Here is a 13,739-nt window from a genome sequence, read left to right as displayed (position 1 = left end):
ATCGCGAGGTGCGCGAGAAGCGCGGGCTCGCCTATTCGGTGTTCGAATCGCTGCTTTGGATGGAGCATTCGGCGGTTTTCATCGGCAATACCGGCACCCGCGCCGACCGTGCCGGCGACACCATCGATGCCATCGACAAGGAGGTGCGCCGGATCGCCGAGGAAGGCCCGACGCAGAAGGAGCTCGACGAGGCCAAATCCTACCTCAAGGGCTCGCAGATGCTGGCGCTCGACACCTCCTCGAAGCTCGCGCAGGCGCTGCTGCAATATCAGCAGGACAAGCTGCCGATCGACTATATCGAGAAGCGCAACGCCGTCGTGGATGCGGTCACCATGGACGACGCCAAGGCGGCCGCAAGGCGCCTCTGGGGCCAGGGCCTCCTGACCGTCGTCGTCGGCCGCGCTCCGCAGGCCGCGGCGCAACCGGCAGCCGCACCGGTGACGAAGTCGAACTGACGTCTTCCATACGCTTCCTGAAATGGCCGGGCTCGCCCGGCCATTTGCATTTGGGCGCCATTGCCGATCCTAGGCGTCCGGGATATGTCCGGGCATCACGAATGGTGCCATCATGCTGCGGATATCCCGCGATCTCGTCATCGACGAGGACGACATCGAGATCGGCTTTGTCCGCGCCTCCGGCCCGGGCGGGCAGAACGTCAACAAGGTCGCGACCTCGGCGCAATTGCGCTTCGACACCCGCAAACTGACGCTGCCGGAGGATGCCGCGCTGCGCCTTGCCCGGCTCGCAGGGCAACGCATGACCAAGGACGGCGTCATCGTGATCCAGGCCCAACGCTTCCGCACCCAGGAGCGCAACCGCCAGGACGCCATCGACCGGCTTACGGAGATGCTCGGCGAAGCCATGATCCGGCCGAAGCCGCGGCGCGCGACCAAGCCGACCTTTGGCTCCAAGCAGCGCCGGCTCGAGGGCAAGAAGCGCCGCAGCGACATCAAGTCGAAGCGCGGGCGCGGTTTCGACGACTAGCAGAGACTGCAAAAGAACTCCGGCCGCAGGGCGACCGGAGTTCTGCCGTCTCACTCCGTTGGCTAGTAGCGCTTGCCCGTGGCTGCACCGCCCGTCGCGGAATCGTCGGCGGTCCCTTTGTGTGCAGCACTGCCCGTGGTGCCAACCGTGCCCCTGGTGCCCTTCGTCGGCTTCATGCCCGTCGTCTCGCCCGCCGCGCCCGGCTGGGCGCTCATCTCCTCGTCGCCGCTGCCCATTGTGCTGCCTTGCATGGGTTTGCTTTGCACGGTGCCGCTAGGCCTCGCGCCAGACGACGTACCTTGCGCGAGAACCGGTGTCACAATGAGAGCCGAGACGGCGCATGCGATTGCGGAGGTCTTCACCAACTTCATCCATTTCTCCTGGATTTTCGCGATGATCGGTTCGGCGGCTTGATGCGCCGTCCGTCTGAGCCGAACCAGTCCATCGCGTTACGAGCTCGAACGGCGCGACCGCAATGCAACCTGTCTCGTGTGGTGATCGTTTAGGGATTTGACGGCGGTTTCGCGGAATTGTCCTCCGCATATACGGCAGCGCGGAACAACGCACCCGCGTGCACCTCCGCACGCAGCGAAACAGCCCGCTACTACCACCGCATGTTTTGCCGCGCCTAGAGTTTGCGCACGCTGAATTGACGTCGACGGGCGGACTTTTGACGATGCGCGCGATCGTGCTGGGATTGTGCACCGCGGTGGTGCTGGTGGTGCGGGTGGCCGAGGCGCAGATGCCCTTGCCGGCTGCAAAGCCGCCGGATGGCGCAACACTGTTCAAGCAGCAATGCGCGGTGTGCCACACCACGAACCTGTCAGAACCGGTGCGGCAGGGTCCGCCGCTGGTCGGGATCGTCGGGCGGCCCGCCGGCAAGGTCGAAGGCTTTCACTATTCAGAGCCCCTCGCAAAAGCAGCCTTCGCCTGGGACGAGACGAAGCTCGACGCATGGCTGACCAATCCGCAAGCCGTGATTCCCGGCGTGGTCATGGTCTACCGGCAGGCGAAGCCGGAGACGCGCGCCGCCATCATCGCCTTTCTTAAGGAGCAGAACTGAGTGGCAAAGCCGGTCCATTCCATGATCCGCGCACTCGACGAGGCGCGCTCGCTCGACTTCTACAGACGGGCCTTTGGCCTGGAAGTCACCGACCGTCTGAAGTTCGCAGACTTTGCCCTGATCTATCTGCGTCACCCCTCCTCACCCTTCGAGTTGGAGCTGACGGTCAATTTCGATCGCAAGGAGTCGTATGCGCTCGGCGACGGCTACGGACATCTCGCCGTGGTGGTCGAGGATCTCGATGCCGAACATGCCCGCTTCGAGCGTGAGAAGCTCGCACCGGGTCCGCTGCGCGACTTCAAACACGACGGCAAAACGCTGGCGCGCTTCTTCTTCGTCAGCGATCCCGACGGCTACAAGATCGAGGTGATCCAGCGCGGCGGACGTTTCAACTGATCGAACCACAAAATCAAAATCATAAAAGGAGGAATGCCATGAGAGAAGTCGATCGTCGAAGCAGGCACAGCCGCCGCATCTTTCTCAAGGGCGCCGCGGCCGCCGTGCCGGTCGCGGCAGTCGCGACCAGCATCGCCGTCAGCATCGAGGGCGCCTGGGCCGACGAGGCAAGCGCGCTTTCGCCCGCGACGATGAAGACGCTGCTGAAAGTCGCGCGCGATATCTATCCACACGACGTCCTCGGCGACAGCTACTACATCACCGCGATCAAGCCGTGGGACGGAAAGGCCGCCAAGGACCCCGCCGTCAAGGCGCTAATCAGCGACGGCATCACCAGGCTCGATCAGAACGCGCGTGATCGCCACAAGGCGCCCTATGTCGAAGTGCCCTGGGAAGCCGACCGCATGGTGCTTTTGAAGGAGATCGAGCAGAGCGACTTCTTCCAGAAGGTGCGCGGCGACCTCGTCGTCTCTCTCTACAACCAGAAAGAGGTCTGGCCGCGGTTCGGCTACGAGGGCTCCTCCGCCGAACACGGCGGCTACATCAACCGCGGCTTCGCCGACATCGACTGGCTGCCGAAGGCTTAAGGCTCACCCAACGGTTCAGGAGAACGCATATGGCAAAATTCGATCTGAACGACTCCAGCGTTGTGGTGATCGTCGGCTCCGGTGCCGGCGGCGGCACGCTGGGCAACGAGCTCGCACAGAAGGGCGTCAAGGTCGTGATTCTCGAAGCAGGTCCCCGCATCGAGAATCAGGACTTCGTCAATGACGAGTGGGAGAGTTTCTCGCAGCTCGCCTGGACCGATGCGCGCACCACATCGGGATCATGGCGCGTCGCAAAAGACTTCTCGGGTCTTCCCGCCTGGATCGTCAAGGCGGTCGGCGGCTCGACCACACACTGGGCTGGCGCGTCGCTGCGGTTCGACGAGCACGAGTTCAAGGTGAAGAGCACCTACGGCAACATTCCCGGCGCCAACCTGCTGGACTGGCCGGTCACGCTCGCGGAGATGGAGCCGTGGTACGCCAAGGCCGAGAACAAGATGGGCGTGACCCGCACCAACGGCATTCCCGGACTTCCCGGCAACAATAACTTCAGAGTGATGGAGGCCGGCGCAAAGAAGCTCGGCTACAAGACGGTGCACACCGGCAACATGGCGATCAACAGCCAGCCGCGCGACGGACGCGGCGCCTGTCAGCAGATCGGCTTCTGCTTCCAGGGCTGCAAGTCCGGCGCGAAATGGTCGACGCTCTACACCGAGATACCCAAGGGCGAGGCGACCGGCAATCTCGAGGTTCGCCCCGCCAGCATGGCGGTCAAGATCGAGCACGATGCCGCCGGCAAAGTCACCGGCGTGGTTTACGCCGACGAGAGCGGTGCAATGCAGCGCCAGAAGGCACGCATCGTTGCGGTCGCCGGCAATTCGATTGAAAGCCCACGGCTGCTGTTGAACAGCGCATCCACGATGTTCCCCGACGGCCTCGGCAACTCAAGCGGTCAGGTCGGCCGCAATTACATGCGCCACATGACCGGTAGCGTCTATGCCGTGTTCGAGAAGTCGGTGCACATGTATCGCGGCACCACCATGGCCGGCATCATCCGCGACGAGGCCGCCAACAATCCGAAGCGCGGCTTCGTCGGCGGCTACGAGATGGAGACGCTGTCGCTCGGACTGCCCTTCATGGCGGCGTTCCTCAACCCCGGCGCCTGGGGACGTCCGTTCACCGCCGCGCTCGACGGTTATCCCAGGATGGCCGGGATGTGGCTGGTCGGCGAGGACATGGCGCAGGAAACCAACCGCATCACGCTCGATCCTGTCGTGAAGGACAAGTTCGGCCAGCCGGTCGCAAGCGTGCACTTCGACGATCATCCCAACGATCTCGCGATGCGCGCGCACGCCTACAAGCAGGGCGCTGCGGTCTACGACGCCGTCGGCGCCACCGTGAGCTATCCGACACCGCCCTATCCGAGCACGCACAATCTCGGCACCAACCGGATGAGCGAGAAGCCCAGGGATGGTGTGGTCAACAAGTTCGGGCAAAGCCACGACGTCAAGAACCTGTTCGTCTCCGACGGCAGCCAGTTCACCAGCGGCGCAGCCTGCAATCCGACGCTGACCATCGTCTCGCTGGCGATCCGGCAGGCGGATTACATTGCGGGTGCGATGCAGAAGAAGGAAATTTGATCCAATCTCGTTCGTCGTCCTGGCGAAAGCCAGGACCCATTGCCCCGGGAAGGAGTTCGGCGAAGGCTTGTTGTTCGGGACTCATACCGCCCATCGCTGATGGATTCCGCGGTATGGGTCCTGGCCTTCGCCAGGACGACATCAGGGCTATTCCGCTGCATCGAGGATGGGCGCAACCGTCGTCTTGAACGCCTGCACCGGCGCTGCCGTCTTGGAGCGGTAGATCAGGCAGGAGCAGCGCAGCAACGAAGCGAAATTGTTGACCTCGCCGTGATGGTCGAGCACCTCGGTGTAGAGCGTCGTCAGGAACTTGCCGACGCTCATGTTCTCCTTGGCCGCGATCTCCTCCAGCGTGTCCCAGAATGCCATTTCCAGCCGGATCGAGGTGCAATGCCCACCGATCCGCAACGAGCGGGTCTGGGATTCGTAGTCGCCTTGGGGCTGATGCGCGAAGAGATGGCACATGGTGTCCTCCCGTCCTGTTGCCATTTTTTCGCGATGCTACACCGCAGCCCGGTACCCCACAATCGGGACGGCAGCCGGAGATCGATCCATCCCGGTTGCGCGATTTTCTCGAACGTCCAATCCCATCAATGCGATAGATAGCCCTTTTCCCCAGCCCGCCACGTTCCTGTTGCCCAACACAAGCTTTTGACGCAACACGGCCTAGAATGGCGTTCTCCGCGAATCCAGATCGAAGCCCAAGATCAAAGCCGAAAATCGAGTTTCATGCCCGTCCGCCAATTACCCGAACAGGTCGTCAACCGCATCGCCGCCGGCGAAGTGGTCGAGCGTCCCGCGAGCGTGGTCAAGGAACTGGTCGAGAACGCCATCGACGCCGGCGCGAGCCGGATCGACGTCTTTACCGATGGCGGCGGACGCCGGCGGATCGGCATCACCGACGACGGCGGCGGCATGACCGCCAGGGACCTGTCGCTGGCGGTCGAGCGTCACGCCACCTCCAAGCTCGACGACGAGGACTTGCTGCAGATCCGCACGCTCGGATTCCGCGGCGAGGCGCTGCCCTCGATCGGCTCCGTGGCGCGGCTTGCCATCACCACGCGGCATGCCAGCGAGCCGCACGCCTGGGCGCTCAATGTCGAGGGCGGCGAGAAATCCGAGATCATGCCGGCGGCGCTGGCCCACGGCACGCGGGTCGAGGTCAACGACCTCTTCTACGCGACGCCGGCGCGGCTGAAGTTCTTGAAGACCGACCGGACCGAGGCGGAAGCGATCCGTGAGGTGGTGCGGCGCCTCGCGATGGCGCGACCCGAAATCGCTTTCACGCTCGCGGGCGAAGAGCGCGCGCCGGTGACCTGGACTGCGGCGCTGCCCGGCGTCGCCGGTCGCCTGACCCGTCTCGGCGACATTCTGGGGGCGGAGTTCCGCAGCCATGCCATCGAGGTCCATGCCGAGCGCGAGGGCGTGGTGGTCGCCGGCTATGCCGCAGCGCCGGCGCTGACCAAAGCCAACGCGCTCGGGCAATATCTCTTCGTCAACGGCCGCCCGGTGCGCGACAAGCTGATCCTAGGGGCAGTCCGCGGGGCCTATGCCGACTATCTGCCGCGCGACCGCCATCCGGTGCTGGCGCTGTTTGTCACGCTCGATCCGCGCGAGGTCGACGCCAACGTGCATCCGGCCAAGACCGAGGTGCGGTTTCGCAACGCCGGCCTCGTCCGCGCGCTGATCGTGCACGGATTGAAGGACGGGCTTGCGCGGGAGGGCCGGCGCACCGCCGCCAACAGCGGCGAAAGCGCGCTGTCCTCGTTCCGCCCCGCATTCACGCCGCGCCCGGCAAGCTGGGACTGGCGCCAGTCGCCATCCGCCCCGGTCGCGCCGATGCCGTCATTCGACGGTGCCGCCGTGCCGGCCTTCGCCGAGCGCGCACAGGCCGCGTTCGATGTCGGCGCACCCAGCGCGGACGTGCGGATCGAATCCCAGCCGGTCAGTGACCTGGTTGACCGCCCGCTCGGCGCTGCGCGCACCCAGATCCACGAGACCTATATCGTCTCGCAGACCCGCGACGGCCTGATCATCGTCGACCAGCACGCCGCGCATGAACGCATCGTCTACGAGCGGCTGAAGGCCTCGCTGGCGGAGAACGGCGTGCAGCGGCAGATCCTGCTGATCCCCGAGATCGTCGAGATGGACGAGGCCACGGTGGAGCGCCTGCTCGATCGCAGTGAGGAGCTGGCGTCGTTCGGCCTTGCGATCGAATCCTTCGGCCCTGGCGCAGTCGCGGTGCGCGAGACGCCGTCCCTGCTCGGCAAGACCAACGCGGGCGGGCTCTTGCGCGATCTTTCCGAGCACATGGCCGAGTGGGACGAGGCGCTGCCGCTGGAGCGCCGCCTGATGCACGTCGCCGCCACCATGGCCTGCCACGGCTCGGTGCGCGCCGGCCGAAGGCTGCGGCCGGAGGAGATGAACGCCCTGCTCCGCGAGATGGAGGAGACCCCGAACTCCGGCCAGTGCAATCACGGCCGCCCCACCTATGTCGAGCTGAAGCTGTCGGATGTCGAGAAGCTGTTCGGGCGAAGGTAATGTTCGAAGTTACGGCCGCTTCAAAAACACGAACTCCGTGTCGTCATAAGCGCGCCGCTCCAATTCCTCGAAGCCTTCCGGCGTGACGAACTGCGCAGCCTTTGCCTCTTCCACCACGAGCAGCGCGCCCGGCGTGAGCCAGCCGCCGTCGCGCAAGCTCGCAAGCGCCTTCTCCGCAAACCCCTTGCCATAGGGCGGATCGAGGAACACCAGCGAGAACGGCTCGACCGGATGCGCAGGGCCGAGATCGGTGGCATCACGGCGATAGACTTTTGTCACGCCACCCAGGCCCAGCGTCTCGACATTATTCCGCAGCAGGGCGCGCGCTTCCGCGCCGTTGTCGACGAACAGCGTGAACTTCGCGCCGCGTGAAGACGCTTCGATTCCCAGCGCACCGGTGCCGGCGAAGAGATCGAGCACGCGCACATCCGCAATCGGATCGTCATAGGCGTGCACGAGGATGTTGAACACGGACTCACGCAGGCGGTCCGCCGTGGGGCGGATGTCGCGCGAGGACGGTGAGGCCAGATTGCGCCCCTTCAATCGACCGCCGACGACGCGCAACGTCAGTCCTCCTTCGGCGCCAGATCGCGCTTGCCGTGATAGCCGCGCTTGGGACGGCGCGGCGGGCCGTAGCCGCTCGCCTCAGCCTCGTTGCGCTCGCGCGCTTCCTCGCTGCCGGTGCGTTGCACCAGCACGCGGCGGCCCTTGCGGTCGTTGATCACGCCGCGCTTGGTCGCCGGCTTCTTCTCGCGCGGCACGTCGTCGCCCTCATGCGAGGCAGATTTCTGCGGCACGTCGAACTGCGCACCCGATTTCTCGATGATCTTTTCGCCGAGCTGGTCGCGCAGCACGCGGGACTTGATCTCCTCGACCTGGCCCTCGGGGACCTCGCCGAGCTGGAACGGGCCGTAGGAGACCCGGATCAGCCGGTTCACCTCGAGCCCGAGATGAGCGCAGACGTTGCGTACTTCGCGGTTCTTGCCCTCGCGGATCGCGAAAACCAGCCAGACATTCGCGCCCTGGTCACGCTCCAGCGTGGCGTCGATCGGACCGTATTTGATGCCCTCGATCTCGATGCCGTTCTTCAGCTCGTCGAGCTGCGCCTGCGTGACGTCGCCATGGGCGCGGACACGGTAGCGGCGCAGCCAGCCGGTGTCCGGCAGCTCGAGCGTGCGCGCGAGCCCGCCATCATTGGTGAGCAGCAGCAGGCCCTCGGTGTTGAAGTCGAGCCGGCCGACGCTGATCAGCCGCGGCAGACCTTCGGGCAGATTGTCGAACACGGTCGGACGGCCCTCGGGATCGTCATGCGTCGTCATGAGGCCGCGGGGCTTGTGATAGAGGAACAGCCGCGTGCGCTCACGCTCCGGCATCGGCTTGCCGTCGACAGTGACGACATCGTTCGAGGTGATGTCGAGCGCCGGCGAATTGATGACACGGCCGTTGACGCTGACGCGGCCCTGCGTGACCATCTCCTCGGCATCGCGGCGCGAGGCGAGGCCCGCGCGCGACAGCACCTTGGCGATACGCTCGCCGGCCTTCTTCGGCTTGGTCTCTTCCTCGCGGCGCGGCCGCCGCTCGGAATCACGATCGCGCTCGCGATAGGCGCCGCGACCGCCGAAGGCCGGACGCTTCTCGAAGATCCTGCTCTCGTCCTCGTTTTCGCGGCGTGGACGATCGCCGGAACGCGCTTCGCTGCGGGGATGCTCGTGCCAGTCGGAACGGCCCTCGGAACGCTCGCGCGGACGATCGAATTTCGGGCGATCGCCGCCGCGATCGAACCTCGGACGATCATCGCGAGGACGATCGAATTTGGGGCGCTCGCGGAACGGACGATCACCCGATGGACGATCGTCGCGCTTCTGCCAGGGCTTGTCCCCACCGCGGTCGCTGCCGCCAAAATCCTTGCGCGGACCCTTGCTGAAGTCCTTGCGCGGCGGCCGGTCGCCGCGAGGCGCCGCATCGCGCTTCTGCCAGGGTTTTGAATCGCTGCGCTCGCTGCGATTGCGGTCCGGTGCGCCGCGCGAAAACTTCCGCTCGCCGTCGAACTTGCGTTCCGGACGGTCGCCACGCGGCGCATAAGGTCGCTTGTCGCCAAACTTCGCGTCACCGGTTCGGCCGGCCGGACGGGAATCGTCGCGATCCCTGCGCGGCGGACGGTCATCACGCCCATAGGACGGGCGATCACCGCGCGGCTTGAACGGCCGCTTGTCGCCATCGCGCGAGGGGCGATCAGAAAATGGGCGGTCACCACGGGGCTTGAACGGGCGCTTCTCGCCGTCGCGCGACGGACGATCGGAAAACGGACGGTCTTCACGCGGCTTGAAGGGACGATCGCCACGCGGCTTGAAGCTGCGCTCGCCACGATCCTCGCCGCGCGGCCGGTCTTCACGCGGCCGGTCTTGGCGATTGAACTTCGGGCGGTCGCTGAAGTCGCGGCGCGGGGCATCGCCCTCCTCGCGGCGGCGGAATGATGGACGGCTGTCGCGGTCGCCGCGGGGCGGGCGGGCGTCGCCTTTGTCCCCGGGAGGGCCGCGCTTGGCGAACTTCTTGTCGGGTCCGCGTGGCTTGCCGGAGCGGCCCTTGGCGGGGCCGCCCTTGGCCGGGCCGCGATCACGCCGGCCGCGGGAATCGTTGTCTTTGTCGCTGTCGCGAGGCATGAATAATCTCACTCAGGGGATGGCCAGAAAGCATTGTGCGCGCTCGTCTCGAGCCGCATGCTCAGGCAAATTCGGTCAAGCACTTCTGCTGAAGGCGCAGCTACTAGCAGGTTTCTCGCGATGATACGAGGCTTGAAAGCCCCCTCTTTCATGGATTTGGCGCTCAAAACGGCCGAAAACGCCGGAAAGGCGGGCGAAGTTCCGATCGGATGCGTCGTGGTCCGCAATTACGAGGTCATCGCCACCGCGGCGAACCGGACGCTGACCGACTACGACCCCACGGCGCATGCCGAGATCGTGGCGCTGCGCGAGGCGGCCAAAAAGATCGGCAGCGAGCGTCTGGTCGACTGCGACCTCTACGTGACGCTGGAGCCGTGCACCATGTGTGCGGGCGCGATCTCGTTTGCAAGGGTGAGGCGGCTCTATTACGGCGCCGCCGACCCCAAGGGCGGCGCGGTTGAATCAGGTGTGCGGTTCTTCACGCAGCCGACCTGCCATCACGTCCCGGATGTCTATTCCGGGGTCGGCGAAAGCGAGGCGGCGCGGCTGCTCAAGGACTTCTTTCGTGAGCGGCGGTAGGAGATACGCCCTCCGCTGTCATGCCCCGGCTTGACCGGGGCATCCAGTACGCCGAGGCGTATCGATCAATCATGACCGCCTCGGAGTACTGGATCGCCCGCCTTCGCGGGCGATGACAGTTGAGTGTGTGGCGAACAGCGTGGCCTAGACCGAGAAGAACTCGCGCAGCGCCTTCGCGGTGACATCCGGGTTTTCCTCGGTAAGGAAGTGGCCGGAATCCACCGGCATGCCGTCCACGTTCGTCGCCCATTGCTTCCAGATGTCGAGCGGGGTGGCGGCGGCTTGCGCCACGCCGGCATTGCCCCACAGCGCCAGCATCGGAATGGTGATCTTCTTGCCGGCCTCGAAATCGGCCTTGTCGAGATCGTAGTCGAAATAGGCGCCGGCGCGATAATCCTCGCACATCGCGTGGACGCGGGCGGGATCGCGGAACGGGGCGATGTAGTGTTCGAGCGCGCGCTTGTCGATCGCATCGAGCGTCTTCGATTTGGTCTGGCTCGCCATCTTGAAGCGCAGGAAGAACTCGCCATTGCTCGCGACCAGCGTCTCCGGCAGCGGATAGGGCTGCGCCAGAAAAGTCCAGTGATAGATCTTCAGCGCATAGGCGCGGTTCATCCGCTCCCAGTAATTATAGGTCGGCAGGATATCGAGCACCGCAAGCTTCGACAGCCGGCCGGGATGATCGAGCGCCAGCCGATACGAGACGCGGCCGCCGCGATCGTGGCCGGCGAGCGCGAAGTGCACGTGGCCGAGCCGCTCCATCGCCTCCACCATCGCTTTCGCCATCGCGCGCTTGCTGTAGGGCATGTGCAGCGCGTCGCTCTCGGGCATGTCGGACCAGCCATAGCCGGGCAGATCGGCGATGATCAGCGTGAACTGGTCGGCCAGCTGCGGCGCCACGCGGTGCCACATCACGTTGGTCTCGGAGAAGCCGTGCAGCAGCAACAGCGGCGGTCCCTTGCCGCCGACGCGGGCGAAGATGCGGCCGAAGGAGGTGTTGATCCATTCGGAGGCGAAGCCGGGATAGAGGTCGGCGAGATCGGACATCTTCTGCATCCTTATCTGTCAGCGTGGGATCTGTTCGGTGTTGAGAATGCCCCAAAACAAAAAGTCGAAAAACAACCCCATGCACAGTAGCTAAGTCCAACAACCGCCTACATAATTTCGGAGTGCCGTCGGGCGGGGCGAAATTGCGCGCGTGTGCGAAAAAAGCCTGTCAGCTCTTGGCCTTCTCGGCGTCCACGGCCTGCCAGCCGATGTCGCGGCGGCAGAAGCCTTCCGGCCAATTGATGCGGTCGACGGCCTGGTAGGCGCGCACCTGCGCTTCCGTCACGGTCTTGCCGAGCGCGCAGACATTGAGCACGCGGCCGCCATTGGCGAGGATGGCGCCGTCCTTCTCGACCGTGCCGGCGTGGAAGATCTCGGCGGTCTCGACCTCTGAGGCGTCATCGAGCCCCTCGATCCGCGTGCCTTTCTGATAGTCGCCGGGATAGCCCTTCGCCGCCATCACCACCGTGAGCGCGGCCTCCGGATGCCAGCGGAGGTCAAAGTTCTTCAGCTGCCCGTCGCAGGCGGCGAGGAAGGCCGGCACGATGTCCGACATCATCCTGAGCATCAGCACCTGGCACTCGGGATCGCCGAAGCGCACGTTGAACTCGAAGAGCTTTGGGCCCTGCGTCGTCAACATGATCCCGGCGTAGAGGATGCCGCGAAACGGCGTGCCGCGCTGCTTCATGCCTGATACCGTCGGCAGAATGATTTTGGCCATGATCGCGTCATGGATCGCCGGCGTGACCAGCGGCGTCGGCGAATACGCGCCCATGCCGCCGGTGTTCGGACCGACGTCGTGGTCGAACACGCGCTTGTGGTCCTGCGCGGACGCCAGCGGAATGGCGGTCTCGCCGTCGCACAGCGCGAAGAAGCTGATCTCGCGGCCCGGCAGAAACTCCTCGATCACGACCTCGGCGCCGGCCTCCCCAAAGCCGCCCTCGAACATCATGGCGATGGCGTCCTCCGCCTCGCGCACCGACTTGGCGACGACGACGCCCTTGCCGGCGGCAAGACCGTCGGCCTTGACCACGATCGGCGCGCCCTGGCTCTGGACGTAAGCACGCGCATCGGCGGCGTTGGTGAAGCGCTTGTAGGCGCCGGTCGGAATGCCGAACTCGGTGCACAGCGCCTTGGTAAAGCCCTTCGAGCTTTCGAGCTGGGCGGGGATCCTGTTCGGCCCGAACGCCTTGATGCCGGCGGCGGTGAGGTCATCGACGATGCCGGCCGCCAGCGGCGTCTCCGGGCCGACCACCACGAGCTCGACCGCATTCGCCTTGCAGAAGTCGATCACGGCGGCATGGTCGGCGATGTCGAGCGCCACGCATTCCGCCTCGCGCGCGATCCCGGCATTGCCCGGCGCGCACCAGAATTTGGTCACCAGGGGAGAGGCCGCGATCTTCCACGCCAGGGCATGTTCGCGACCGCCGGAACCAAGCAGGAGAATGTGCATCGAGGGCTCAGAAATGAGGGATTTGCTGGGGGCGGAGGTCGCACGAATCGGGGCCGGGCTCAAGGGGGCGGCGCCCGAACTCCCCGTCATTCCGGCGCTCGCCGCTGAGGCGCGAGCCCGAATTCATCGGGACCATACGCAGACGACCAGCGATGGGATTGACCGGCTCTCCTGCTCTCAAGCTCAACTTGCTTACCCAAATCCTTCAAGATGGCCATCTCGTAGATGACGCGTCCCTTGTCGAAATCGCCAGTGCCATTGTGGCGGCACGTTTGCCGGACAATAGTTGGGTACGTGGACACATCAAACAAACGCTAAGTGGTCTCGGTTCTTCGTCTATATGGAGCTTGTATGCCCAAATCTGGCTTGCTTCGAAGTACTCATCGAACGATGAACTCATGGCAATAATTGACACGAAGGCCTCCATGTGGGGAAGCAACGAGCATCTCACTCGATTAGTCGCAGGAATGTTTTCCAGATTTGTTGGCTCTCCGCTTCAATCAAAGTTTGAGGCAATACTTCGCAAGGCAGGGGGCTTTGCTACCTCAAGTGTAACGCAGTTTCACCGCGAGCTTGCTGATACCGTTGCTGGCTTCACAGCCATCAGAAAGTTCATCGTTGCTCACAACACTTCACTTCCAAATCGCATTTCGCACGCAAAGTTTTTGATGCTCCTCTCGCTCCTTCGGAACGCGGGCATTGCGCCGGTGGCAGTAACCCAGTTGAAAACCATCACGCAGTCACTCTAACGGACCCATTTTACGCTCACCTTGTACCGTAAGCAGCCCGTAGGATGGGTTGAGCCCTTGCGAAACCCATCGCACTTGTTTC

General features: G+C 64.6%; 15 protein-coding genes. 9 read left to right on the top strand and 6 right to left on the bottom strand.

All coding sequences use genetic code 11. The features are described from left to right. Positions 1-455: M16 family metallopeptidase (locus ACIPUD_RS14235; RefSeq protein ID WP_446480864.1), on the top strand; the 455-nt coding region annotated here is incomplete at its 5' end. Positions 456-567: 112 nt separating this feature from the next. Then, positions 568-984, top strand: coding sequence for an alternative ribosome rescue aminoacyl-tRNA hydrolase ArfB (arfB, locus tag ACIPUD_RS14230; protein WP_027520399.1), 417 nt, complete (start codon positions 568-570; stop codon positions 982-984). Positions 985-1,046: 62 nt separating this feature from the next. Here arfB and ACIPUD_RS14225 read toward each other — a convergent pair whose 3' ends face one another. Beyond that, a complete protein-coding gene (locus tag ACIPUD_RS14225) occupies positions 1,047-1,355 on the bottom strand; it encodes a hypothetical protein (RefSeq protein WP_368507061.1) in 309 nt (102 codons plus the stop codon). A gap of 305 nt (positions 1,356-1,660) precedes the next feature. On the opposite strand from ACIPUD_RS14225, the gene ACIPUD_RS14220 reads away from it, so the two are divergent. From ACIPUD_RS14220 to ACIPUD_RS14205, 4 genes are read left to right on the top strand one after another with little or no spacing between them, the layout of a single operon-like run. Beyond that, positions 1,661-2,047 (top strand): c-type cytochrome, encoded by a 387-nt coding sequence (locus tag ACIPUD_RS14220; RefSeq protein ID WP_018453476.1) that lies wholly within the window; start codon positions 1,661-1,663, stop codon positions 2,045-2,047. Next, the gene (locus ACIPUD_RS14215; RefSeq protein ID WP_018453475.1) at positions 2,048-2,443 is read left to right on the top strand and encodes a VOC family protein; all 396 of its coding nucleotides are present in this window, start codon (positions 2,048-2,050) and stop codon (positions 2,441-2,443) included. 38 nt (positions 2,444-2,481) lie between these two features. Then, a complete protein-coding gene (locus tag ACIPUD_RS14210) occupies positions 2,482-3,030 on the top strand; it encodes a gluconate 2-dehydrogenase subunit 3 family protein (protein ID WP_446480863.1) in 549 nt (182 codons plus the stop codon). Between the two features lie 29 nt (positions 3,031-3,059). Next, on the top strand, positions 3,060-4,628 hold the full coding sequence (locus tag ACIPUD_RS14205) for a GMC family oxidoreductase (protein WP_085350087.1): 1,569 nt from the start codon (positions 3,060-3,062) through the stop codon (positions 4,626-4,628). Positions 4,629-4,775: 147 nt separating this feature from the next. Here ACIPUD_RS14205 and ACIPUD_RS14200 read toward each other — a convergent pair whose 3' ends face one another. Beyond that, complete coding sequence (locus tag ACIPUD_RS14200; protein WP_018453472.1) at positions 4,776-5,093, bottom strand: ribbon-helix-helix domain-containing protein; 318 nt, start codon at positions 5,091-5,093, stop codon at positions 4,776-4,778. A 264-nt stretch (positions 5,094-5,357) separates the two neighbouring features. Here ACIPUD_RS14200 and mutL point away from each other — a divergent pair, with 264 nt between their 5' ends. Further along, positions 5,358-7,169: a DNA mismatch repair endonuclease MutL gene (gene mutL / locus ACIPUD_RS14195; protein WP_446480862.1), complete on the top strand. Its 1,812-nt coding sequence runs from the start codon at positions 5,358-5,360 to the stop codon at positions 7,167-7,169. Between the two features lie 9 nt (positions 7,170-7,178). Here mutL and rsmD read toward each other — a convergent pair whose 3' ends face one another. Continuing rightward, on the bottom strand, positions 7,179-7,733 hold the full coding sequence (gene rsmD / locus ACIPUD_RS14190) for a 16S rRNA (guanine(966)-N(2))-methyltransferase RsmD (RefSeq protein WP_446480861.1): 555 nt from the start codon (positions 7,731-7,733) through the stop codon (positions 7,179-7,181). Positions 7,734-7,735: 2 nt separating this feature from the next. Further along, positions 7,736-9,829: a pseudouridine synthase gene (locus ACIPUD_RS14185; protein WP_446480860.1), complete on the bottom strand. Its 2,094-nt coding sequence runs from the start codon at positions 9,827-9,829 to the stop codon at positions 7,736-7,738. A gap of 120 nt (positions 9,830-9,949) precedes the next feature. On the opposite strand from ACIPUD_RS14185, the gene ACIPUD_RS14180 reads away from it, so the two are divergent. After that, complete coding sequence (locus tag ACIPUD_RS14180) at positions 9,950-10,408, top strand: nucleoside deaminase (protein WP_204512384.1); 459 nt, start codon at positions 9,950-9,952, stop codon at positions 10,406-10,408. 144 nt (positions 10,409-10,552) lie between these two features. Here the strand turns inward: ACIPUD_RS14180 and ACIPUD_RS14175 are convergent, their stop codons facing one another. Both ACIPUD_RS14175 and purD read right to left on the bottom strand, forming a co-directional pair. Then, complete coding sequence (locus tag ACIPUD_RS14175; RefSeq protein WP_446480859.1) at positions 10,553-11,455, bottom strand: alpha/beta fold hydrolase; 903 nt, start codon at positions 11,453-11,455, stop codon at positions 10,553-10,555. A gap of 169 nt (positions 11,456-11,624) precedes the next feature. Continuing rightward, on the bottom strand, positions 11,625-12,908 hold the full coding sequence (gene purD, locus ACIPUD_RS14170; RefSeq protein WP_446480858.1) for a phosphoribosylamine--glycine ligase: 1,284 nt from the start codon (positions 12,906-12,908) through the stop codon (positions 11,625-11,627). 152 nt (positions 12,909-13,060) lie between these two features. On the opposite strand from purD, the gene ACIPUD_RS14165 reads away from it, so the two are divergent. Beyond that, positions 13,061-13,657: a hypothetical protein gene (locus ACIPUD_RS14165; RefSeq protein WP_446480857.1), complete on the top strand. Its 597-nt coding sequence runs from the start codon at positions 13,061-13,063 to the stop codon at positions 13,655-13,657. The last annotated feature ends 82 nt before the right edge of the window (positions 13,658-13,739 follow it).

The sequence above is a fragment of the Bradyrhizobium sp. CAR08 genome (genome assembly GCF_052871955.1).
This window is presented reverse-complemented; position numbering and strand designations above follow the sequence as displayed.